Source organism: Flavobacterium endoglycinae (assembly GCF_017352115.1).
Lineage (GTDB): Bacteria > Bacteroidota > Bacteroidia > Flavobacteriales > Flavobacteriaceae > Flavobacterium > Flavobacterium endoglycinae.
In genome coordinates, this window is record NZ_CP071448.1 from 3,978,699 (window position 1) to 4,000,232 (window position 21,534).

Genomic DNA, 21,534 nt, shown 5'->3' on the forward strand with positions numbered 1-21,534 from the left:
TGATTTTTTTTGCCGCGAATTTCACTAATTCCACAAATTTATGCATTTGTGTAAAAAATAAATTGTGTGAATCTGAAATTCGCGACAAAGTTTAAATGTTAGCAATCCGCCATATTAACTGCAATTGCCAGTCCGCCTTCAGAGGTTTCTTTGTATTTTGAGTTCATATCTTTTGCTGTTTCCCACATTGTGTTGATTACTTTATCAAGCGGTACTTTAGCATTTTTCGAATCGGTTTCAAGAGCAAGTTCGGCTGCGTTTATGGCTTTTATAGCTCCCATTGTATTTCTTTCGATACACGGAATCTGCACCAAACCGCCAATAGGATCGCAGGTTAAACCCAAATGATGTTCCATTGCAATCTCGGCAGCCATTAAAACCTGAGCAGGAGTTCCGCCCATTAATTCGCATAAAGCCGCAGCGGCCATAGAGGACGAAACGCCAATTTCGGCCTGACAGCCTCCCATTGCAGCAGAAATAGTAGAACCTTTCTTGAAAATACTTCCAATTTCTCCGGCAACCATCAAAAATTGTTTGATTTCTTTTTCGCCAGCATTGTGGTTTTCAATCACCATATAATACATTAAAACGGCAGGAATTACGCCGGCACTTCCGTTGGTTGGCGCTGTTACAACACGCCCTAAAGAAGCATTTACTTCATTCACGGCCAAAGCAAAACAGCTTACCCATTTTAAAATCTGGCGGAATTTAACTTCCGTTTTTCTGATTTCTTCCAGCCAGGACTGAGGATCAGTATAATTAGAAAGTCCGATAAGATTTTGGTGCATGTCAAAAGCTCTTCTTCGCACGTGTAATCCGCCTGGAAGAATGCCTTCCGAATGACAGCCAATGTACATACATTCCAACATTGTATTCCAGATACGCATCAATTCGGAATGAATTTCTGCTTCAGAACGCATTGATTTTTCATTTTCATATACAATTTCAGAAATCGATTTGTTTTCAGAAATGGTATAATTTAATAACTCCACCGCGTTTTGAACTGGAAACGGGAAAGCACATTTTATGACTTCTTTTTTCTTTGCATTTTCGCGTTCTTCTTTTACCACGAAACCACCGCCAATAGAATAAAAAGTAGATTCGTATTCCGAACCGTCATTTTTATATGCGGTAAATTTTAATCCGTTAGCATGAAAAGGAAGAAACTCTTTATTGAAAACAATGTCCTGAAGAAAATAAAACGGAATTTTATATTCATCAGCCAGATTGATTTCGTTTGTATCTTCAATTGTTTTAATAATTCCAGCGATATTTTCTACCGGAATATATTCAGGATCTTGTCCGCTTAAACCCAGCATTACTGATAAATCAGTGGCATGGCCTTTTCCGGTTAAAGAAAGTGATCCATACAAATCGACTTTTACTCTCGAAATCTGATCTAAAATAGCTTCGTTTTTCAGCTCTCCCAAAAAACGTTCTGCGGCTCTCCAAGGACCCAAAGTGTGTGAGGATGAAGGTCCAACACCAATTTTAAGCATATCAAAAACAGAGATACATTCTTCCATTGTTACAATTTTGTTATTACAAAGATAATTGAATAATGCAATGATGAATCGTTTTTGATTGTTAATGTTGCGGTTTTGTTAAAAAAGATATTAAATTTTAATAATTCGGCAACGAAATAAATTTAATTCCTTAATATGCAGATTGCGTAGAAAGTTCCCGTTTTTTCGGTATTTTTGTGAGGAAGTTGAATCTAAAAAATAACCCTTTCTGATGATGCTTTTCTTTCGTTTTAATTCTGAAAAAAGTCTTTCTACGATTATTAATACCACAAGAAGTTACCTATGATAGAATTTTTCAGACATCTATTACACGAATTCGAATTACCACTTAGCAATCCAGTATTAATTTTTTCATTGATACTTTTCATAATTCTGCTGAGTCCAATTTTACTAAAAAAGATTAATATTCCCGGAATCATAGGTTTGATACTTTCAGGAGTTGTTATTGGTCCGCATGGTTTAAATATTCTGGCAAAAAACTCAGCCGTTGATTTATTCTCTACAATCGGACTTTTGTATATCATGTTTATTGCCGGACTTGAACTCGATATGAATGAGTTTAAAGCCAATAGAAATAAATCTCTTCTATTCGGTTTTTTTACCTTTATACTGCCGCTTTCCATAGGATTTCCGGTTTGTTTTTATTTACTCAAATACGATTTTAATGCTAGTTTTTTAACCGCTAGTATGTTTGCCACGCATACTTTGGTGGCGTATCCTATTGTAAGTAAAATGGGAATTGCCAAAAATCAAGCAGTTGCCATAACGGTGGGAGGGACTATTTTGACTGATACCGCGGTTTTGATTATTCTGGCAGTTATCATGGGAAGCAGTCAGGGGAATTTAAATCAGGCATTTTGGATCAAATTAGGCATTTCGCTGGCTATTTTCTCAGCCATTATGTTTTTGGTGATTCCAAGAATTGCCAAATGGTTCTTTAAGAAGCTGGAAAGTGAAAAACATGCCCATTATATTTTTGTGCTTTCGGTAGTTTTCTTTGCGGCATTTTTGGCCGAAGTAGCAGGAGTAGAGCCTATCATTGGTGGCTTCGTGGCCGGATTGGCATTGAATCCGTTAATTCCGCATTCTTCTGCTTTAATGAACCGAATTGAATTTATAGGGAACTCATTGTTTATTCCGTTTTTCCTGATTTCTGTGGGAATGCTGGTTGATGTAAGTGTAATTTTAAGCGGACCAACTGCTTTAATTGTCGCTGGAACATTAAGTGTCGTGGCTATTTTCGGGAAATGGATTGCAGCCTTTTTTACACAAGTTGTTTTTAAATATTCGAAAACCGAAAGACAGTTGATTTTCGGATTGAGCAGTGCGCACGCTGCCGCAACTCTGGCCGTAATTCTGGTAGGTTTTAAAGCTAAAATCCTTGATGAAAACATCTTGAACGGAACCATTATTTTAATTTTAATTACTTGTATCGTAGCTTCTTTTGCCACCGAAAAAGCAGCGAAAAAAATTGCCATCTGCGAAGAAGAATTTTCACATGAAGATGCCGAAAAAGATCAAATTTTAGACGAACATATTTTAATTCCGCTGGCAAAAACGTCGGCAGCAGCCAGTTTATTAGATTTTGCGCTTTTAATTAAAGATAAAAAATCATCAAATCCTGTGACATTATTAACGATTGTTCCGAATAATAGTAAAGCCGAAGAAAACATCATGAAATACCGAAAAGCAGCGGATAAATTTGTGATTCAAGGTTCTGCTTCGGAAGTAAAAATAAATACAATTGCCCGAATCGATCATAATCCGGCAAGTGGAATTGCAAGGACTTCAAAAGAAATCATGTCGGATATTGTGATTATAGGCTGGCCGAAAAAGACTGGTTTCTTAGATAAAATTTTTGGAGAAAATGTCGATTCTATTATTAATAATGTCGATAAGAATTTGTTCATCTGCCGATTCCCTAAAAATTTTATTGAAGAAAAAAGACTCGTTTTCATATGTCCGCCTTTTTCAGAAAGAGGTGCTGGATTTCATTTATTATTGCAGAAGATTTCCAGATTATCGCAGGAATTAAGCATTCCGATTGTACTTTATGCCGATGAGAAAACAAATCAGGCCATTCAGAATATTGCAAATCATCTGCGTTTAAATGCTAAAATTGGTTTCAAAAATGTTTCGGACTGGGATAGTTTTGATTCCATTTCAAATGATATAAAACCAACAGATTTAATTGTTTTCAATTTGTCGAGAAAAGGTTCTGTATCGTATCTTTCTATTTTTGATCGATTGCCCCAAAAATTTGATAAGCTCTTCAGCGATAATAACATTCTTTTGGTTTACCCTCAAGATGAGCGAAAAGAAAGTGCCATGGATGCTTATGAAGATTTCACAGCAACACCTCTAACGAAAGGTTTGGAAGCTATCGAACAGATTAGCCGAGGCTTGGGGAATATCCTAAAAAAGAATTAAAGAATAATCCTGTAATTAATGACAAGAAAGTTTTCGTTTATCGCATTGCTATTGATAAATTTTGTTACCACAGCACAAAATAAAATGAAGAAAGTAGAAGAACTAATAGATAAAAATGATCCAGGCTGGGTACTTGTAGAAGACTGGATTAAAACAGCACAAAACAAGGTTGAAATCTTACCCGTTGATCCTGCTAAAGCAAAAGACGCTTTGTACAAAACGCAGGTTACAACCCGTTCATCAATGGGAGCAGTTGTGTACATGACTGGCGGACTTTTGGTTGATGACGGATGGATTAGAATTTTGGGTTCTGGAAATGCCAAGTTTAACCGCTCGCTTCCGGATTGGAATAAAGGAAAAGCTTTTAACGAATTTGGAGAAGCTGCGCCTTATCTGTTAATTGCCGATGATGCTATTGGCGGTTTTTATCTTTTAAATGGAGGCGGATTAGGTGCCGATACGGGAAAAATTTACTATTTCTCTCCTGACAATCTTGAATACGAACCGCTTGATATTACGTATTCGGAATTTTTAGGGTTTTGTTTTAATAATGATCTGGATAAATTTTATGAAGGAAATAGATGGAACGGCTGGAGAGATGAGGTTTCTAAAATAAAAGGCGACGAAGTTTTTAATTTTTATCCGTTTTTGTGGACAGCGGAAGGAAGTGATATCAATAAAAATTCACGAAAAGTAATTTCTATTCAAGAACAATATAGTTTGAATTTAGATTTGAGAAAACAACTTGGATTTGCTAAATAATAATTTCAAAAGACATACAAAATGAATCAGAATATAAAATCAATCAGGCCTTTTATTGGAGCGAAAAATTTTGAATTATCAAGAAGTTTTTATCGTGATTTAGGATATGAAGAAGTTGTTCTAGAATCTAATTTTTCGGTTTTTAAAAGCGGTGAAACTGCTTTTTATCTTCAAGATTATTATGCCAAAGAATGGATTGAAAACACAATGATTTTTGTAGAAGTTGATGATGTTGAACGTTATTACAGCGAACTTTTAGCTTTACATCTTCCTGAAAAATACGAAGGAGTAAAACTGACACCCATTCGATATTTAGATTGGGGAAGCGAATGTTTTCTGCACGATCCCTCTGGCGTTTTATGGCATTTTGGCGTATTTAAAAAGTAAATTTTTGTTAGCCACGAATTCACGAATTTTTCATTTTATTTCATGAAAACGAAATTCAAATTATCGTAAACAAAATTCGCCTAGAACTTTTGTATTGCTTTTGCGCTGGTACCAATCATTGTAAACCAATTCTAAACTTTTCACGTTAAATTCTCCAAAATCATAATCACGGAATTTATCTGCAATTTGAATTAATTTTGCTGGATTATGAAGTTTTTCCTGAAAACGCATTATCGTAGAATGCGCCGTTGAAATCGTGTAGCGGCTGTCGATACTTTGCTGTAAATCTGAATTTTTAAAATCTTCGCGGAGTTTATTTCGTAAATTATTCAAAGTTTCATCAGTTGGAAATCCTTGAATCATTAAAGCAGAAGGTGAGGCTGTAACTCCTTTCAATTGAATCGTGATTTTATCAACATCCACCATACTTTTACAAATCAGCTGAATGTAATCGTTTGGCGAAATCTGATTTAAGGTAAATTGTTCCGAACAAGAAATAATCGACATTACAGTAATATGAATATCAGAATCTGGATAAAAATATTGTTCCGGTTCAGCTTCTTTCAATTCCTGCATGAAAGATTGAATATTGGTTTTTATTTCCTCGTTTGGACGAATAAGCAATGTAATTCCAAATCGTGAATCGGATTCGTTTTTAATTTCAGAATCTATAGAATACTTCCCTTTTGAAATAGTTTCAGAAGATGTTTTGTAAAGCTCGTTGTAATGTTCGGTTAAATTCATTGAAGTTATTTCTTTTTCGCTTTTTCTAGATTTTCTTTCACTCTAAATTTTACGATTTTGGTAATCAAATCATAAGGCATCGGATCTTTTAAAGGAAACTGAACAGAACCTTTACCGGATTTGTATTTCGAAAGTTGCTCCTTAAATTCTTCATGTCCGCTTGGAAGTGCATAAAGTCCGATATGATTTTTAAAAGCAGCAAAATACACCACGATTCCGTTTTGTTCAAAAGCCGGCATTGAATAGCTGATTTTTTCTTTGGCATCAGGAGCCGCTTTCTGAATGGTGTTTCTGATTTTTTCTAAAATCTCCTGAACATCATTTGGAAAACTACCAATGTATTCGTCTATGTTCCCTGGTTTTTTAACTTCCATAACATTTTTTTGTTTTAAGTTTCAGGTTTCAAGTTACTTTCCTTTGCGGTTAAATTTTTTACGCAGAGTTCGCAAAGGAGTTTTGTGTAAAAAAAGCTTTGCGATCTTTTCATTTAATGATCCTCAAAAAAAGAACTTCGCGTACTTTGCGTAAACCTTTGCGTTCTTTGCGGTTAAATTTTTTACGCAGAGTTCGCTAAGATATTTTAATTGCCAACTTAAACTGTATCTATATATTGAGTTCGCAAAGGAGTTTTGTGTAAAAAAAGCTTTGCGATCTTTTCATTTAATGATTCTCAAAAAAGAACTTCGCGTACTTTGCGTAAACCTTGCGTTCTTTGCGGTTAAATTTTTATACAGAATTGACAAATCTTTTCGATTAAATAGAATTAAGCAAGTCCTTTCGGAAAACGATCTAAAACTAAATTCAATAGTAAATTGTGTTCCAAATAGGCTTTTGCACCAGCTAAAACTAATGTAAAACCTTCCGTTGAATTTCGGACTTGATCGATTATTTTATCAGTATCGCCTTGAAAACCAGAGTTCGTGATACTGACAAAAGTTTCGTTTTCATCCAGCGGACTAAAAACCCATTCTACTAAAGTTATTTCATCAGGATTTCCCCATTCAATGACGATTTTTTTATTTTCTTGTACAACCAACGTGGTAACGGAAAGCGAGAAACCGTACATTTCCCAAGTCCATTCTGTTTTTTGATTTTCCTCTAATTTCCCAGAACCTTTTGTAAACCAGAATTTACGGGTGATTTCGGGATCAATAAAAGCTTGAAAAACTTCAGAAACAGGTTTTCTAATCAGCATTTCGGCCTTTGCATATTTATTGTTTTCTGTTTTCATTGTTTTATAGGTTTGAAGTTAAGTGTTAGAAGTGAAACGTAAATATAATTCTAAATTTTTTATTTTCACATCTACTCTTTTAACACATAACACATAACACAACACATAACGCATAACTTCATAACTTATGACTTTTGCGGGTCAATCCATTTACCAACGGTTGGTGGTGTATAATTTCTCATTTTCTCCAGCAGATCGTCGATATTATCACTTACCAAAAGCATTTTTTGGTTGGCTTCTTTTAGTAAACCTTTTTCAGTCATGGTTTGCAGTAATTCGATAAGCGAATCGTAGAATCCGTTTATGTTCAATACGGCAATTGGCTTTTTATGAAGTCCTAATTGTGCCCAAGTAAGCATTTCGAAAAGTTCTTCCAAAGTACCAAAACCACCCGGAAGCGCAATTACACCATCGCATAACTCATTCATTTTAGTTTTTCGTTCGTGCATGCTCTCTACTAAAATCAACTCGGTTAAACCAAGATGTGCGATTTCTTTTGATCTTAAAAAATTTGGGAGAACACCAATTACGGTTCCTTTTTCGCTTAAAGCGCCATCGGCCACAGCACCCATTAAACCTACGTTTGCACCTCCGTAAACCAAACCTAAATTTTGTTTTGCCAGTGTTTTTCCTAGTAATGCTGCTTGTTCTCTAAAAATTTCATCGGTACCAAAACTGGAACCGCAGAAAACGGTTATATTTTTCATGTTTTTTATTTTTTGTGAATTTGTGAAAATGTCCAGATGTGAAAAAATATTTTATTTCTCAATCTTCTTAATCTGCACGCAGGAAACGTTTTCCATTTTAATTTGTTTTCCTGTTTTTTTCAGAAGCCCGGTTTTCAAATCTCTTTTAAAAACGATTACATTTCCAGTCGTAACATTTGTAGCCACTAAAAATTTCCCGCTTTCATCAATTGCAAAAATTCGAGGATGTTTTCCTAAAGTCGATTGATAACCAATATTTTTTAGCAGACCATTTTCATCAATTGAAAAAATGGCAATATTGTTTTCTTTTCCGCGGTTTGTGGCGTATAGAAATTTTCCATCCGGTGAAATATGAATATCAGAACTTTCAAAACCTTCTTCTATGTTGTCAGCATGTGTCGCAATGCGCTGAATTTTGTTTAAAATACCATTTTCGTATTTGTAAACACTTATTTGACCTGCCATTTCTTCAATACAATATCCAAATTTCTGATTGGGATGAAATGTAAAATGTCTTGGTCCAGCTTCAAGATCAGTTTTGGTGAATGGATTTTGCGTTTCCACTAAAGGTTTTTTCAGATTAGAATCGAATGCGTAACAACGAATTTTATCGGCACCTAAATCGGGTAAAAACAAAAAATCGCATTGAGGTGAAAATACAGCCGAATGCACGTGAGATCTGGTTTGTCTCTCTTTATGAGTGCTTCCATCCATGTATTGAAAATTCTGTGCAATAGAATCGATTTTGCCGTTTTCTAAAAGCGGATAAACGGAAACACTTCCTTCTGTATAATTGGCATTGGCGAGCCATTTTCCGTTTTTATGAACGCTGACATACACTGGATTTTCGCCCCCGCTTCTCTGACTGTTTAAAAAAGTCAATGTTTTATTTTCGGGATTAAATTCAAAACTGCTTACGCTTCCGGCGTTTGGTGTTTTGGTATCGGTACACGCATAAACGTATTTTCCATTTGGAGAAACGGTTAAATAAGAAGGATTAATAATGTTTTTTGCCGAAGTTACTTTCGTCAGCTTTCCATTTAAGGTATCCAACTGATAGATTTGAATGGCTTCCGCCGATTTATCACGATTATACGATCCTAAAAAGACATAAGTATTTTGAGAGAAAGCGCAAAACGAAAATAAAAGATTAAGTGTAAGAAGCAGCGTTTTTAAGTTCAATTTTTAAAGGATTAAAAAGATTATGAATTGTAATTTTTTATTTGTGTAAAGTACTACTTTTTAATCCTCAATTTTAAAATTTACTTACAAGTTTTGTCAAATTCTAAAAGAAGTTCTTTGTTAAATTTAATGGGTTTTAAAGTATCCTCAGCAACATTGTATTCGTATAGCTCTTTTTTAGAAGGGTCGAAAGTATATCTTGCAATTGTTGCAATTCGATCAGGATAAGATTCATGCAGGTTAAAATCATATGTTTTGGAAAAAGCATCTGCGTCATCTTCTTTTGGATTAGGACTTCCCTCTACAACAATTCCATAAGAGGTTCCTCCATTTTTTCTAATTGCTTCATTTAGTCCTTTCGTTTTATTTACAAAAGTTGGAGAAGTAGTTAGAATATCAAAGACAACATCAAGACACGTTTTAGATTTTTTAATTTCTTTTATTACTGCAGGTTGAGTAACTTGTTTTTTAACTTCTTTCTTACTTTTTAATTCAGGAATTTTTACAACGTCTTTTTTTTGGCAGGAAACTTCAAAAATTAAAGCAAATACAAGTAAAGCAAATATTCTATTTTTCATTTTTCTTTTTCTTGTAAAAGTAATATTTTTCTTTCTTTGCTATAAATGGTGCATACTTAAATAAATATTAAAATATATTGTTATTTAATTCCCTTCCACCATTGTTGAAATACTTGTTTATCATTTTTTAATTCAACAGCTTCACCTATCATTGGCGTGATTAATAAAATAGGGTTTTCAGATAAACTATTCAATTCAGTTACAGTTTTTAAAGGTTCGTCCCAAGCGTGAAGCGATAGGGCAAACTTAGACGAATGAACAGGAAAAGCTCTTTTGGCTTTTAAATCTTTCATGGCTTTTATCACATCTTCTGGCATATTATGAATGTATTTCCAGTTTTTGTTGTATTGCCCGTTATCGAGTAAAACAATATCAAACGGACCATATTTTTCGCCTATTTCAGCAAAATGGGTATCGTAACCGCTGTCGCCGCCCAGATACATTTTGAAATCGTTACTTTCTAAAACAAAAGATGTCCAGAGCGTGTTGCAGCGTTTAAAACTTCTGCCCGAAAAATGTCTTGAAGGCGTAGTATGCAGTGTTAGATTTTCATCTAATTCGATTGTACTGTACCAGTCTTTTTCGATGATATTTTCAGAAGGAAATCCCCAGAACTCAAAATGCGAACCTACACCCAGTGCGGTGATTATTTTTTTTGTTTTTGGTTTAAGTTTTAAAATGGTTTTATAATCCAAATGATCGTAATGATCGTGAGTGATCAATAAATAATCGATTTCCGGCAAATCATCAACCGTATAAATATCTGATCCTTTAAAAGATTTTGTGGTGCCGGGAATAGGAGAGGCGTTACCGCTGAAAACGGGATCGATTAAAAATCGTTTTCCTTCCAGCTGCATAAAATAAGACGAATGTCCAAACCAAACTAAAACATCTTGATGAAGAGGAAGTTCTTTTAAATTGGTTTTTACAGAAGGAATCAAATCGGTTGGGATTTTGCGGTCTACTTTTTTGAAAAAGAATTCAAATAAAACTTTTGAAAAACTGGCCCCTTCAGCTAAATCGGGAGTAAAAGAAAGATTTTCAAATTTTCCGTTTTTGTATTGCGGCGATTTCTGGATTAAAGTTAAACGTTCGCCATTGGGTGCTTTTCCGAATTTTGGATGTTGTAAAAAACCGTAAGTGGCAACGGCTAGTAAAAATAACAGAATTAAAAATGTGATCATTTTATTTTGAAGGATATAATTTTTGTAAATAAGAAACCGAAACTGAAATCATTTCTTTTAAGATTTCAGGATCAATATCGGCTAGTTTTTTAATGTAAATACAGCTTTTTGCAGCTTTGTATTTTCCAAATTTAGAAAGTAATTCGTCTTTGTTTTCAAAAGAAGAAGAAAGATAAAGCGAAATGGCATCTTTTCTGGGAGAAAAGCCCACTAAAGGCGCATCACCTTCATGTCCGCTGTCGTATATGTAATGATAACTTCCAAAACCAATAATGCTGGGTCCCCACATTTTGGGTTCAAAACCAGTTGTTTTTTGGATAATTTTCAGCAGTTCAAAAGCATCATTTCTTTTGGTTTCATCTGCTACAGCGTTTATAAAATCAGTAACACTGTTTTCGGTTTCGGTGGTTTTATTTTTAGCCATTTCAGATTATTTTTTTAATACTTCGCTTCCTAATAGAATGTCTTTGATTTTAGCTTCGGAAGCATAATACAAATTCGAATCTTCATTCATTTGATTTTCCAAAACAATCAAACTGATATCACTTTCAGGGAAGTATAAATTTACAGAAGAAAATCCATCTCCCAATCCCGTATGTCCAAGATATTTAACGGGTGCTTTTTCGATAATCCTGATGCCGTAACCATAACCTTCTTTTTCTTTTCCGAAGAAATTATGCTGCGATAGAATCGTGTATTTCGTCATTAGTTTGTACGATTCTGGCTTTAGGATTTTGCCTTTATGCAGATTATTATTCCAAATTGCTAAATCAGAAGCGGTTGAAATAATGCCGTCTGCTCCCAAACTTTCAGGAGTAATCTGACTTGTGGTAACGGGTTTTAATACATTTTTATCATTGAAATACCCAGTTGCGAGATTCTGGGTTTTATCTTTTGAATAACAAAAAGTATGGTTCATTTTTAGTTTCTTAAAAAGCACTGCTGTCACTTCAGAATACTTCTTTTTGGTGCTGAATTCTACAATTTTTGCGACCAGATTAAAACTTAGATTTCCATATTTATAATCCGTTCCGGGTTTAAAAGCCAATGGTTTTTGCAAATCGACAATTCCGTGCGAATGATTTAAAAGCTGGTGAACTGTAACCGAATCTGCCCAGTTTTGTGTCAATTCTGGAAGGTATTTTTTGATAGGAGAATTTAAATCGACATTGCCTTTTTCTACTTCGAGCAAAAGCATGGTGGCAGCAATCAATTTGCTGTTCGACATGATTTCAAATTGAGAATCTGTTGTTAAAGGTTTTTTAGTCTCGAAATTGGCAAATCCTTTCGCTTTAGAATATAATGTTTTTCCGTTTTTAGAAATAAGAATCACGCCATTAAAAACGGGAGAAGTACTATTTTGAATAATGCTGTCAATTTTTGAAGTATACGTATCTTTTTTTTGTGCCGAAGAATGACAACCAGAAAGAATAGATAATAGCAATAAAAGATAGGAAAATTTAAAAATTGAATTCATTTGATTATGATCGATCTAAATAATTTATAATTAACAATTCACCATTCGCAATTAAACTAAAACATTCCGTTTTCGTTAATGGTTTCAGCGGGAATTGGCTGTCCTAAATCCCAGAGTTCGACTATTTTGTTGTTTTCGAATCTGGCAATATGAACTACAGCAAAACCAAGATCATCAGAGTTTTGTTTGAGATGGGAATGAACAGAAACTAAATCTCCATCTTCTAAGATATTATGAATGGAGAAAATCTTATTTGGATTTTTTCTGGCAGATTCTTCCATTGCCAGCATTAAAGTATTGGCATCACCTTTAAAATAGGCATTATGGTGTTTGAAATTTTCTCCCGTATGCAGTCGGAAAGCCTCGTGTGAATGTCCACTGGCACAAAGATGCAGGAAGTTTTGGGTAATTTCTTTCTTAGTCATACTTTAAAAGTTTTAGAGCAAACTAAGTTATGAAATAAGTAAGTAGAAAATTAAATAATATTTAAATCATTAGATTTTAAGTATTGATTCTGGTTAATGATTTTTTTTGCTTCTGGGCTTATCCAAAAATTTGGACGGAACAACTTGGTGCTACTTTGCAATTTGGCTTTATTAGATATTGCTTTTATGTTTTTTACAAGATTGTTGAATAGATTATAAGTTGAAAAAGTATGGGCATCAATAATTTCGAAATTATCTTTTCTAAAACTAACAAATTTTGGATAAGTAAATTCTAACCCAATTGTACCTTCTTCATTCATGTAAGCAACACTTACGCTTTCTTTAATCTTAAAATAAGTGAGGTAAAGAGGTCTTATATTGATAACAGGTTCAGTTGGACTAACTAATTTGAAATCACTCGAAACAATGCCTCTCTTACTAACAATATCTTCAAACTGTATTTTACTTATATCATCAATTATAGATATTCTGATTTTACTCGCAAATGTCCATCGATCTTTATTGTTTCCTGTCAAAATATTATTAAAAAAGTCTCCGTAACTATTAAAAATAAATTTGTCATCTGATTTTTTATAATCGATTTCAACTCTTGTATTTGTTATAACAAAAGAATATTCCTGTTTTTCAAAAATAGATTCGAATTCTTCAGGTGTTATTACAAAATTAAATGTGTTCCAGCCCTTTCCAGCACCTAATCCTCCAAAATATGACATAATCTAAAAACTTAAAATAGATTACAAATCTATAGTATTTTTACTACGTTTTAAAATCTTTTTAATTAAAAGACTGCCTAAATTCTAAAGGTGAAATATTGGTTTTTGTTTTAAACAATTTGCTAAAAGACTGCTGATGTTCAAAACCCAGTTCGAAAGCAATTTCACTGATGGATAATTGAGTTGTCGAAAGTTTTTCTTTGGCTTTTTCAATTAATTTATTGTGAATGTGCTGTTGTGTACTTTGACCTGTATGGAGTTTTAATAATCCGCTTAAATAATTAGGCGAGACATTTAAATTCTCGGCAATATAGGGTACTGTAGGAAGTCCTTTTGTAATTAAAACAGTATCGTTAAAATATTCTTCCAGTAGTTTTTCAAGACGTGCAAGAATCTGGTGGCTGCTTATTTTTCTAGTAATAAATTGTCGGTTGTAGAATCGTTCAGCATAGGTAAGAAACAATTCAATTTGGGCAATAATAACGTCCTGACTGAATTTATCAATATTCGACTGGTATTCCTGCTGAATGTTTTTGATAATATCAATAAGCATATTTTCTTCTTTTTCAGAAAGATGCAACGCTTCATTGACGGCATAGCCAAAATATTCGTACTGTTTGATTTTGTGTGCCAAAGGTGTATTCCATAAAAAATCAGGATGGATCAATAATGACCATCCTGTGTGTTTCATTTCGGCATTGCCTTCTATGGAAAAAACTTGTCCCGGCGAAATAAACATTAAAACGCCTTCATTAAAATCATATTCCTGCTGGCCGTAACGCATTTTTGCATTGGCATTTCTTTTCAGCGCAATAGAATAAAAGTCAAGAATAAGGCTCTTAGGTTCTTCTTCATTCAGATATTTTAAATCTTCAAAATTATAAACGCTCACCAAAGGATGTTCAGGTTTAGGCAAATCCCGAAACTGGTGGAATTCGCTTATAGTTTTGAATCTAAGAGGTTGCTGATTTGCCATAGCTAAAGTTACTTATTTTTGATTGTAAAATGAAGCAAATTCTGTGGCATAATCCGCCAGTTTTGTTTTTCCCATTTCAGATGGTCGGTTTCGGTAATAATCTTCACCTAAAGTACCGTTGTAAAGAGCGGCATACATTTCAACCAAACCTTGTGCAATTTTAGGCTGCATTCCAGCAGAAACCAAACCTTGTAAAGTTTCTTCGTCGCTGATTAAATTCCATTTCAAATCTGGAATTCCGATTGCTTTTCCTAAGATATGGGCTGTTTGATGTCCTGTAAGTTCTTCACTTGCTACATATCGCACTTTTTTTCCGTCAAGCGGAGTGGTGATTTCATCGGCAATGGCTTCGGCAATATCGTTTGGTGAAACCCACGGAATCATTTCATCGGCTCCGTAATTGGCATTAATACTTCCTTGTGATTTTATCATGAACGTATAAGGAAGCAAGTTGTAATAAAATGAAGTTGGACGCATAAAAGTGATCGCAACATTTGAAAGCTGATTTAAAACGGCTTCAATTTCGTTGTAACGCTGGATAATTCCTGAATTCTCTTTTAAATGCGCTCCAATACTGCTTAAAAACACCACACGTTTTACTCCCGATTTTGCAATGGCTTCGGCATAATTATTCCCAATCTGACGGGTAAACGCATCCAGATCTAGATTTGGATCGAAGTAATTGGCGCGCGGAATCATGCAGTAAACCGCATCTGCTCCGGTAAAAGTTTTCGTTAAAAATTCGGCATCGTTTACAGAACCTATCGCTGCGGAAGCACCAAGAGATTCAATTTCAGATTGTCTTTCGGTACTGCTGGCAATTACAGTTACTGAATGTCCTTGCTGCACTAACTCTTTGGTTAATGGTTTGCTGATGTTCCCTAAAGAACCTGTGATTGTAATTTTCATATCGCTATTTTTTGATATTACAAAGTTGTATATCATTTAGCGACCTATTTTATCCAAATCTACGAATGGTGTAGTCTTTTTTTTTAAGATGCTAAGGTTCTGAGATACTTAGATTCTAAGTTTTTTAGCTTTTGGATAATTTTTTTTCGTTTTCGGTTTGAGGTTTTCCGGTTGCATTTGGCTCGCCTTTTCCAGTTTCAATGAGTTTTTTCAAGCTGTTTTGAATATAGTTGGTCCACGCATCTCTGCAGATATTAAAGCATTCGTAATCAGGAACCAAACCAAAATGGGTAAAACGAAGTTCGGTTTTTCCATCTTTCTCGGTGATTTCAAAAGTAGGATTGGTGTTTGTCCATTCAGTTTTGTCTTCTGTAAAATTGAAATAGTTTTGTTCGATGAGCCAAACTACTTTCTTATTAGGAATTACTTCGATGAGTTTTATTCTACAGCGATGAACCTCTTCATAATGATAATCAAACTGATCGTTTAATTGGGCTGTGTTTCCTTCGATTTCTTCTGACCACCAGCCTCGTACATTGGTAACGGCTTCAAAAACTTTCTCTGGAGATTTATCGGTTGTAAATGCTGTGGTAAAATCTAATGCATTCATTTTGATGACTTTTACGATTTGTATACACAAATTTACATTCTTAAAATCAATACGTTAGGGTGCTAAAAAGACAATTGTAAGGTGTGTTTCAGACAGATTTCTAATTTTAGATTTTTGACGTCAGACTTTTTACTTTTTTTCGTGCTTAGTCTGAATTATGATATTTTCACACACATCCAGCTTGCTTTTAAAATAGCAGTATCTTCAATGTATGCTGTTCCTTGTTGTTTGATGATTTTTTCGCTTAAGCGGAGATTTTCTACTACAAATTTTATTTTATCTCCAAATTTAGCTCCTGCAAAAAATTCGGCACTTTCAATACTTACTAAACCAAATATTCCATCGGTAACACCTAGAAGTTTTACACCTGCGCCGCCGCATTGCGCCATAGATTCTATTAGAATGGTTCCGGGAATATAATCGAGATCAGGAAAACTGCCTTTTAGCCAATAGTCGTTATCGTCAAAAGTTTTAAATCCAATAATCGTCTCTTTAGTGTATGATGCTATTTCATCTACAAATAAAAATGGAGCCCTATGGGGAATCAGGCTTTCAATATTTTGTACCATGAGTTGTAATTTTGTTTTTGCAATATAGGCAAATTATAAGGATTTTAGGGCAGAGATTGCGAAACATAAACTTGATTTAACTTTCAAATCAGGCTATTTTATTGTATTTCTTTAAATTAGAAAATCCTTCGATTGCTTTGCAAACAAAATTATTGGTTTAGGGATTATACTTTAAGTAATGAAATTATAAATACTAAAGTAAATAGAAAAACAAAAGTTGGGATAAGAGCTAGTATTGAGATTCCAATTGTTCTTGCCCAGCCAAATTCTTCCCCACCATTTTTGAGATGTTCGTTGATATCCTTTTCTTGATATTTTTTTGTAAAATACCCAGCGATCATCATATAGATTAGGGGAAAAATTATATTAGGGAAATTAATGTCTTCCGGAATTAAACTTGCAATTGTAAAAGTAATAACCGCAGTAATTATAGTAATTAACCAAGTTTTATTGACTTTGTCAAAATCATTAAAAGCTTTGAAGTTTTCGGTTAAAAAATATGCGCTGACAAAAGGACCTCCTAAAAATGTACCAACTCGTATTGCCTTCTGTGAATAAATTTTTCTATCTGGTATTTCTTGAAAATTAGATTTTTCTGCAGTTTCTGTTTCCATTTTTTAGTATTAGAATTTGAAGGCAAAAATAAATCTTTTTTAATTGCTTATAAGAATATTATTACTTTTAATCGCTCTAATTTTGAATTTGTCCCGAAATGTTGGAATAAATAAAAAAAGAGAACTTAAAAGTTCTCTTTAAAATACAAATAAAATTTAATTCGGTTATTCTTCTACAAACTCTAAAATATCGCCAGGCTGGCATTCTAGAACTTTGCAAATGGCTTCGAGCGTACTAAAACGTACTGCTTTTGCTTTTCCTGTTTTTAAAATAGAAAGGTTGGATAAGGTTAAATCTACCTTTTCAGAAAGTTCGTTTAATGACATTTTTCGTTTTGCCATCATCACGTCCAGATTTACTATAATAGGCATATTTAAATCGTTAAGTCGTTTTCTTTTTGCAGTTCGATTCCTTTCGCAAAGAGTTGTGAGATGAAATATAAAATTCCGGCAAAAAATAATAATGCACTGCCTAAACCAATATGTTCCGTTAAGTTGGGAAGCTGCACTCCCAATGTGGTAAATTTTGCCGAGTATTCTGAAGTAATATTACTTAAAATACCCGCAAAAAAAGCAAAAATGCTCATTTTCTCAATTAGTTTTCCAATCGTTTCATGAAACGGACTGATAAAATTAATCTTTAAGAAAATTTGAATAACGCAGTAAAAAACCAGCGCTTCAAAAATCGTAATCACAGTAAGGCAGAAAACCATAATCGAATAATCGATAACGTCGTATGCTTTTAAATGCGATAAATCCAGACCAAGCTGTAGATTTTTGGCACCCACTTCGTCTATAAACATACTGACTCCGTAAGATACGATAAGAGTTCCGGCTTTAATGCAAAGCCCAATAAAAGCAATCCATGAAATAACATTCAGGAGCTTCAAAATGAAATTTGGTTTTGATGACATCGTTTTTTGATTTAGAAAATTAGATTACAAATATATAAAATATTTATTGTTTATCAATAAATATTTATTTTTTATTGATTAAATTTTATTAAGTAACAAGCTGATGCATGATTATTTAGTTATGCTTTCAAATATGTAGAAGTTAATTCTTATTTTTAACCAACAGCAAACCAAAAACCTATTATGATAAAAAAACTTTACGCAGCGTTATTTCTCGTAACTTTTACAATTTCTGCTTGGGCGCAGTTAAAATCACCGTCGGAGTTTATCCCTAATTATGGAAAACAAATAAGTTATTACCATGAGGTAGAAAATTATTTTGATTATCTAACGGAGAATTCGGCTTTGATAAAAAAACAGAAGTATGGCATGACCAATGAGCAGCGCGATTTAAGTCTTTATTTTATTTCGAGTACCGAAAACTTGAAAAATTTAGAACAAATCAGGATTAACAATCTGGCTTCTATTGGACTTTCAGATTCACAACCCGCTGCTGTAAATGATAAAATAATCGTATGGCTGAGTTTCAATGTTCATGGAAATGAATTTGCAGGAACCGAAAGTGCTATGACAGTTGCGTATGAACTTTTAAATCCATCGAATGAAACCACAAAACAATGGCTTCAAAATACTATTGTAATTCTCGATCCATGTATTAATCCCGATGGATATTCGCGATATGGAAATTGGCTGAGAGAAATTTCAGGAAAGAAAACACATCCGGGTTTATATGATAGGGAACATATGGAAGTATGGCCCGGCGGAAGATACAATCATTATCTTTTCGATCTGAATCGTGATTGGGCTTGGCAGACGCAAATTGAATCCCAGCAGCGTATTAAAATGTACAATCAGTGGATGCCTCAAGTTCATACTGATGTACATGAAATGAGTTATAATTCCCCATATTTTTTTCCGCCTGCAGCTGAGCCTCTGCATGAGTTTATAGAACAGTATCAAAAAGATTTTCATAACGAATTAGGAAAAAATATTTCGCAGAAATTCGACAAACAAAACTGGATGTACAATACAAGAGAACGCTTTGATTTGTTTTACCCAAGTTATGGTGATACATATCCGACTTATAACGGCGCTGTAGGATTGACTCTAGAGCAGGGAGGAATAGGTGCCGGACGTGAAGTTACCATGGAAAATGGTGTCAACGTAACCATAAAAGACCGATTGACACATCATGCAACAGCGGTTCTGACAGTGGTAGAAAGTGCAGCAGCAAAAAGAGAGATTCTTTTAAAAGGATTTAGAGATTTTCATGTCAATTCGCGTAAAAAAGCAAAAGGAATTTACAATACGTATGTTTTAAAAAGCAATCCAAAACTGGAACAGCTTACTGAATTGCTGAAGAAAAATGATATCGAATTTAGTTATGCCGATGCTTCTGCAGGTGCTTCGGGATTTCATTATCAGAACAAGAAAAATGAGAGTTTTAAAATCGAACCGAATGATTTGATTATAAAAGCCGATCAGCCGAGATCGGTTCTGGCACAGGTTTTATTCGAACCAAATCAGAAATTAAATGATAGTTTATCGTATGATATTACGGCTTGGGCATTGCCTTTGGCTTACGGAATTGAAGGTTATGCTGTAAAAAATAATCTTTCGGTAAAAACAAAAGCGAAAATTGAAACTGCTGAAAAAACAGTTCCTGCGAGCGTGTATGCATTTTATGTTCCTTGGAATAACAGGGTTTCGGTTCAAGTACTTTCGGCACTGCATCAGGCGGATATTAAAGTTCGTTCGGCAATGAAAAAAGCTGTTTTTGGTGAACTTACCGTTGAATCAGGAGGTTTGATTATAAGCCGAGCTGATAATCCAAAACTGGCTGATTTTGAAAAAACAGTAAGCAATATTGTCAAAGTAAAAACTGATTATACATTTATCACCACTGGCTTTTCTACGAATTCTAAAGATATTGGAAGTGAAAACTTTAAGCTTTTAAAAGCTCCAAAAGTTTTAATGTTATCTGGAAAAGGAATTGTTTCGACAGAGTTTGGAGCCAATTGGTTTTATTTTGATGAAACGATCAGTTATCCTATCAGTATTGTGGAAGTGTCGAATTTGAACAGAGTAAAATTATACAATTACAATACTTTGATTCTTTCGGACGGTACTTATGATTTATCTGAAGACCAGAAAAAAGAAATCGACGGCTGGATTAAAAACGGTGGAAAAGTAATCGCTATGAGTAATGCTATATCGTTATTTGAAGATCGTGAAGGTTATGCCTTAAGTTTGTTTGCCAGCAAGGAAGACAAAGAAAAATCAGAAAAGGAACAAAAAGAACTCGAACTCAAAAAACGTTTTTTAGATTTTGAAGGGATAGAACGACGAGGTATTTCGGGTTCGATTCCGGGTGCGATAATCGAGAATAAACTGGATAAAACATATCCGCTGGCTTTTGGTTTGGGCAATTCGTATTTTAGTTTAAAAAGCAACGAGAGATCGTATTCTCTTTTAAAAAACGCTATTAATGCAGTTTATATTCCAAAAGAATATATTAGTTATGGTTTTGTGGGAAATGATATTAAAAAGAAATTAAACGAAACAGTAAGTTTTGCAGTCGAGAAACGTGGCGATGGAAATGTTATTTATATGATGGATAATCCGCTTTTTAGAGGATTCTGGGAAAACGGAATTTTGCTTTTTAGCAATTCACTTTTCTTAGTTCATTAAAAAGAAAATGCTCTTCATAATCTGAAGAGCATTTTTTATTTCAACCTAATTAAAATTCCTTTGCGCTTTACAATATTTTTATAATCCCATTGAATCTGTCTTGCTTTTTCAAGCCATCTTTTTAAATCTTCAATATTGATTTGGTCAGAATTGGTATAACTTTTTTCAGCTGCTTTAAAGCTTCCTTCGTTTTCCAGATCATTTTCTTCAAACGATTGTCCGCTCCAGAATAACAATTTGACAGCATTTTTTTGTTTGCTGTAACCGACAACAGGATTTCCATCTAGAAACCAAACCGGATGGCTGTGCCAGATTTTGCTTTCGGCTTCCTGAAGAAATTGATTAATTTCTGTGCTTAAGATATCGCATATTTTTTTGTCTTCTTGACTTTTTGAGTCGTTGTATGCTTTTATTTCTGAATTCATAACTTTTAAATGTAAACTAGGTTATTTCTCTATTTAACTGAAATAAAATATAAGTTCCGTTTGGCGATTCGCCTTTTCCCTTTTCGATAAATCCTTTTTTAAGATAAAATTCAACCGCTTTTGTATTTTGTTCAAGACATTTTAAAGTAAGCGGAAATGCTGCTTTTTCATTCGCCGCTTTCAGTAATTCAGTTCCAATGTTTTTTCCCTGATGTTCATGATCGACATACAAATGATGAATAAAATTATTCGGCATCTAGATTGAAATAAATCCAGCAGGAATATCATTTATATAAGCAGTTAAAATGAATTCTCCCTGTGTTTGTTTATCGAAATCGTCTAATTGAAATTCTGATGTATCAAGCCATGAAAAAGTTCTTTTTCGTTCTTCTAAAAATAACTTTCGTAAAGGTGCAAGATCATTTTTTCCGGCTTCGGTTATTTTCATGTATTCTTAAA

Annotated in this window: 26 protein-coding genes; 4 read left to right on the plus strand and 22 right to left on the minus strand. The window is 33.9% G+C overall.

The genetic code is table 11. From position 1 onward, the window contains the following. Positions 1-98 precede the first annotated feature (98 nt). Complete coding sequence (locus J0383_RS17750; RefSeq protein WP_207295308.1) at positions 99-1,526, minus strand: L-serine ammonia-lyase; 1,428 nt, start codon at positions 1,524-1,526, stop codon at positions 99-101. A gap of 282 nt (positions 1,527-1,808) precedes the next feature. Here J0383_RS17750 and J0383_RS17755 point away from each other — a divergent pair, with 282 nt between their 5' ends. The 3 genes from J0383_RS17755 to J0383_RS17765 all read left to right on the plus strand — a co-directional run bounded on the left by J0383_RS17755 (position 1,809) and on the right by J0383_RS17765 (position 5,105). Next, the gene (locus J0383_RS17755) at positions 1,809-3,956 is read left to right on the plus strand and encodes a cation:proton antiporter (protein WP_207295309.1); all 2,148 of its coding nucleotides are present in this window, start codon (positions 1,809-1,811) and stop codon (positions 3,954-3,956) included. 84 nt (positions 3,957-4,040) lie between these two features. Continuing rightward, positions 4,041-4,718, plus strand: a complete 678-nt coding sequence (locus J0383_RS17760) for a DUF2625 domain-containing protein (protein WP_239023093.1) — start codon at positions 4,041-4,043, stop codon at positions 4,716-4,718. Positions 4,719-4,739: 21 nt separating this feature from the next. Continuing rightward, complete coding sequence (locus tag J0383_RS17765; protein ID WP_207295311.1) at positions 4,740-5,105, plus strand: VOC family protein; 366 nt, start codon at positions 4,740-4,742, stop codon at positions 5,103-5,105. 60 nt (positions 5,106-5,165) lie between these two features. Here J0383_RS17765 and J0383_RS17770 read toward each other — a convergent pair whose 3' ends face one another. From J0383_RS17770 to J0383_RS17855, 18 genes are all read right to left on the minus strand, one after another. After that, a complete protein-coding gene (locus J0383_RS17770) occupies positions 5,166-5,849 on the minus strand; it encodes a 2'-5' RNA ligase family protein (RefSeq protein WP_207295312.1) in 684 nt (227 codons plus the stop codon). A gap of 5 nt (positions 5,850-5,854) precedes the next feature. Beyond that, positions 5,855-6,223, minus strand: coding sequence for an iron chaperone (locus J0383_RS17775; RefSeq protein ID WP_207295313.1), 369 nt, complete (start codon positions 6,221-6,223; stop codon positions 5,855-5,857). Positions 6,224-6,612: 389 nt separating this feature from the next. Continuing rightward, positions 6,613-7,080 carry an SRPBCC family protein gene (locus tag J0383_RS17780; protein ID WP_207295314.1) on the minus strand — a complete coding sequence of 156 codons (468 nt, stop codon included), beginning with the start codon at positions 7,078-7,080 and terminating at the stop codon, positions 6,613-6,615. 125 nt (positions 7,081-7,205) lie between these two features. Next, complete coding sequence (locus J0383_RS17785) at positions 7,206-7,787, minus strand: LOG family protein (RefSeq protein WP_207295315.1); 582 nt, start codon at positions 7,785-7,787, stop codon at positions 7,206-7,208. 51 nt (positions 7,788-7,838) lie between these two features. Then, positions 7,839-8,969 carry a lactonase family protein gene (locus J0383_RS17790; RefSeq protein ID WP_207295316.1) on the minus strand — a complete coding sequence of 377 codons (1,131 nt, stop codon included), beginning with the start codon at positions 8,967-8,969 and terminating at the stop codon, positions 7,839-7,841. An 80-nt stretch (positions 8,970-9,049) separates the two neighbouring features. Next, positions 9,050-9,547 carry a hypothetical protein gene (locus J0383_RS17795; RefSeq protein WP_207295317.1) on the minus strand — a complete coding sequence of 166 codons (498 nt, stop codon included), beginning with the start codon at positions 9,545-9,547 and terminating at the stop codon, positions 9,050-9,052. A gap of 80 nt (positions 9,548-9,627) precedes the next feature. After that, on the minus strand, positions 9,628-10,731 hold the full coding sequence (locus J0383_RS17800) for an MBL fold metallo-hydrolase (protein ID WP_207295318.1): 1,104 nt from the start codon (positions 10,729-10,731) through the stop codon (positions 9,628-9,630). Between the two features lies 1 nt (position 10,732). Next, the gene (locus J0383_RS17805; RefSeq protein ID WP_207295319.1) at positions 10,733-11,155 is read right to left on the minus strand and encodes a DUF1801 domain-containing protein; all 423 of its coding nucleotides are present in this window, start codon (positions 11,153-11,155) and stop codon (positions 10,733-10,735) included. A 6-nt stretch (positions 11,156-11,161) separates the two neighbouring features. Further along, the gene (locus J0383_RS17810; protein WP_207295320.1) at positions 11,162-12,208 is read right to left on the minus strand and encodes a serine hydrolase domain-containing protein; all 1,047 of its coding nucleotides are present in this window, start codon (positions 12,206-12,208) and stop codon (positions 11,162-11,164) included. Positions 12,209-12,264: 56 nt separating this feature from the next. Beyond that, positions 12,265-12,633, minus strand: a complete 369-nt coding sequence (locus J0383_RS17815; RefSeq protein ID WP_207295321.1) for a nuclear transport factor 2 family protein — start codon at positions 12,631-12,633, stop codon at positions 12,265-12,267. 50 nt (positions 12,634-12,683) lie between these two features. Beyond that, complete coding sequence (locus tag J0383_RS17820) at positions 12,684-13,367, minus strand: hypothetical protein (protein ID WP_207295322.1); 684 nt, start codon at positions 13,365-13,367, stop codon at positions 12,684-12,686. A 61-nt stretch (positions 13,368-13,428) separates the two neighbouring features. Beyond that, on the minus strand, positions 13,429-14,343 hold the full coding sequence (locus J0383_RS17825; protein ID WP_207295323.1) for a helix-turn-helix domain-containing protein: 915 nt from the start codon (positions 14,341-14,343) through the stop codon (positions 13,429-13,431). Positions 14,344-14,355: 12 nt separating this feature from the next. Further along, on the minus strand, positions 14,356-15,252 hold the full coding sequence (locus J0383_RS17830; protein WP_207295324.1) for an SDR family oxidoreductase: 897 nt from the start codon (positions 15,250-15,252) through the stop codon (positions 14,356-14,358). Between the two features lie 124 nt (positions 15,253-15,376). Next, entirely contained in the window at positions 15,377-15,862 is a 486-nt protein-coding gene (locus tag J0383_RS17835) for an SRPBCC family protein (RefSeq protein WP_207295325.1), read from the minus strand. Positions 15,863-16,017: 155 nt separating this feature from the next. After that, positions 16,018-16,431, minus strand: coding sequence for a 3-hydroxyacyl-ACP dehydratase FabZ family protein (locus J0383_RS17840; protein WP_207295326.1), 414 nt, complete (start codon positions 16,429-16,431; stop codon positions 16,018-16,020). 164 nt (positions 16,432-16,595) lie between these two features. Continuing rightward, positions 16,596-17,045, minus strand: coding sequence for an L-lactate permease (locus J0383_RS17845; protein ID WP_207295327.1), 450 nt, complete (start codon positions 17,043-17,045; stop codon positions 16,596-16,598). Between the two features lie 165 nt (positions 17,046-17,210). After that, positions 17,211-17,417, minus strand: a complete 207-nt coding sequence (locus J0383_RS17850; protein WP_053471727.1) for a helix-turn-helix domain-containing protein — start codon at positions 17,415-17,417, stop codon at positions 17,211-17,213. Positions 17,418-17,419: 2 nt separating this feature from the next. Beyond that, positions 17,420-17,959 carry a DUF2975 domain-containing protein gene (locus J0383_RS17855; RefSeq protein WP_207295328.1) on the minus strand — a complete coding sequence of 180 codons (540 nt, stop codon included), beginning with the start codon at positions 17,957-17,959 and terminating at the stop codon, positions 17,420-17,422. 183 nt (positions 17,960-18,142) lie between these two features. Here J0383_RS17855 and J0383_RS17860 point away from each other — a divergent pair, with 183 nt between their 5' ends. Then, on the plus strand, positions 18,143-20,650 hold the full coding sequence (locus J0383_RS17860; protein ID WP_239023094.1) for a M14 family zinc carboxypeptidase: 2,508 nt from the start codon (positions 18,143-18,145) through the stop codon (positions 20,648-20,650). A gap of 35 nt (positions 20,651-20,685) precedes the next feature. Here the strand turns inward: J0383_RS17860 and J0383_RS17865 are convergent, their stop codons facing one another. From J0383_RS17865 to J0383_RS23715, 3 genes are read right to left on the minus strand one after another with little or no spacing between them, the layout of a single operon-like run. Next, positions 20,686-21,075: a DUF1801 domain-containing protein gene (locus J0383_RS17865; protein WP_207295329.1), complete on the minus strand. Its 390-nt coding sequence runs from the start codon at positions 21,073-21,075 to the stop codon at positions 20,686-20,688. Positions 21,076-21,091: 16 nt separating this feature from the next. After that, complete coding sequence (locus tag J0383_RS23710) at positions 21,092-21,331, minus strand: GNAT family N-acetyltransferase (RefSeq protein WP_239023095.1); 240 nt, start codon at positions 21,329-21,331, stop codon at positions 21,092-21,094. Then, positions 21,332-21,523 carry a hypothetical protein gene (locus J0383_RS23715; RefSeq protein WP_239023096.1) on the minus strand — a complete coding sequence of 64 codons (192 nt, stop codon included), beginning with the start codon at positions 21,521-21,523 and terminating at the stop codon, positions 21,332-21,334. Positions 21,524-21,534 lie beyond the last annotated feature (11 nt).

Coding starts and splice junctions, on each gene's coding strand:
- J0383_RS17750 (WP_207295308.1), bottom strand. CDS start 1,526: ATGGAAGAATGTATCTCTGTTTTTGATATGCTTAAAATTGGTGTTGGA.
- J0383_RS17755 (WP_207295309.1), top strand. CDS start 1,809: ATGATAGAATTTTTCAGACATCTATTACACGAATTCGAATTACCACTT.
- J0383_RS17760 (WP_239023093.1), top strand. CDS start 4,041: ATGAAGAAAGTAGAAGAACTAATAGATAAAAATGATCCAGGCTGGGTA.
- J0383_RS17765 (WP_207295311.1), top strand. CDS start 4,740: ATGAATCAGAATATAAAATCAATCAGGCCTTTTATTGGAGCGAAAAAT.
- J0383_RS17770 (WP_207295312.1), bottom strand. CDS start 5,849: ATGAATTTAACCGAACATTACAACGAGCTTTACAAAACATCTTCTGAA.
- J0383_RS17775 (WP_207295313.1), bottom strand. CDS start 6,223: ATGGAAGTTAAAAAACCAGGGAACATAGACGAATACATTGGTAGTTTT.
- J0383_RS17780 (WP_207295314.1), bottom strand. CDS start 7,080: ATGAAAACAGAAAACAATAAATATGCAAAGGCCGAAATGCTGATTAGA.
- J0383_RS17785 (WP_207295315.1), bottom strand. CDS start 7,787: ATGAAAAATATAACCGTTTTCTGCGGTTCCAGTTTTGGTACCGATGAA.
- J0383_RS17795 (WP_207295317.1), bottom strand. CDS start 9,547: ATGAAAAATAGAATATTTGCTTTACTTGTATTTGCTTTAATTTTTGAA.
- J0383_RS17800 (WP_207295318.1), bottom strand. CDS start 10,731: ATGATCACATTTTTAATTCTGTTATTTTTACTAGCCGTTGCCACTTAC.
- J0383_RS17805 (WP_207295319.1), bottom strand. CDS start 11,155: ATGGCTAAAAATAAAACCACCGAAACCGAAAACAGTGTTACTGATTTT.
- J0383_RS17810 (WP_207295320.1), bottom strand. CDS start 12,208: ATGAATTCAATTTTTAAATTTTCCTATCTTTTATTGCTATTATCTATT.
- J0383_RS17815 (WP_207295321.1), bottom strand. CDS start 12,633: ATGACTAAGAAAGAAATTACCCAAAACTTCCTGCATCTTTGTGCCAGT.
- J0383_RS17820 (WP_207295322.1), bottom strand. CDS start 13,367: ATGTCATATTTTGGAGGATTAGGTGCTGGAAAGGGCTGGAACACATTT.
- J0383_RS17825 (WP_207295323.1), bottom strand. CDS start 14,343: ATGGCAAATCAGCAACCTCTTAGATTCAAAACTATAAGCGAATTCCAC.
- J0383_RS17830 (WP_207295324.1), bottom strand. CDS start 15,252: ATGAAAATTACAATCACAGGTTCTTTAGGGAACATCAGCAAACCATTA.
- J0383_RS17835 (WP_207295325.1), bottom strand. CDS start 15,862: ATGAATGCATTAGATTTTACCACAGCATTTACAACCGATAAATCTCCA.
- J0383_RS17840 (WP_207295326.1), bottom strand. CDS start 16,431: ATGGTACAAAATATTGAAAGCCTGATTCCCCATAGGGCTCCATTTTTA.
- J0383_RS17845 (WP_207295327.1), bottom strand. CDS start 17,045: ATGGAAACAGAAACTGCAGAAAAATCTAATTTTCAAGAAATACCAGAT.
- J0383_RS17850 (WP_053471727.1), bottom strand. CDS start 17,417: ATGCCTATTATAGTAAATCTGGACGTGATGATGGCAAAACGAAAAATG.
- J0383_RS17855 (WP_207295328.1), bottom strand. CDS start 17,959: ATGTCATCAAAACCAAATTTCATTTTGAAGCTCCTGAATGTTATTTCA.
- J0383_RS17860 (WP_239023094.1), top strand. CDS start 18,143: ATGATAAAAAAACTTTACGCAGCGTTATTTCTCGTAACTTTTACAATT.
- J0383_RS17865 (WP_207295329.1), bottom strand. CDS start 21,075: ATGAATTCAGAAATAAAAGCATACAACGACTCAAAAAGTCAAGAAGAC.
- J0383_RS23710 (WP_239023095.1), bottom strand. CDS start 21,331: ATGCCGAATAATTTTATTCATCATTTGTATGTCGATCATGAACATCAG.
- J0383_RS23715 (WP_239023096.1), bottom strand. CDS start 21,523: ATGAAAATAACCGAAGCCGGAAAAAATGATCTTGCACCTTTACGAAAG.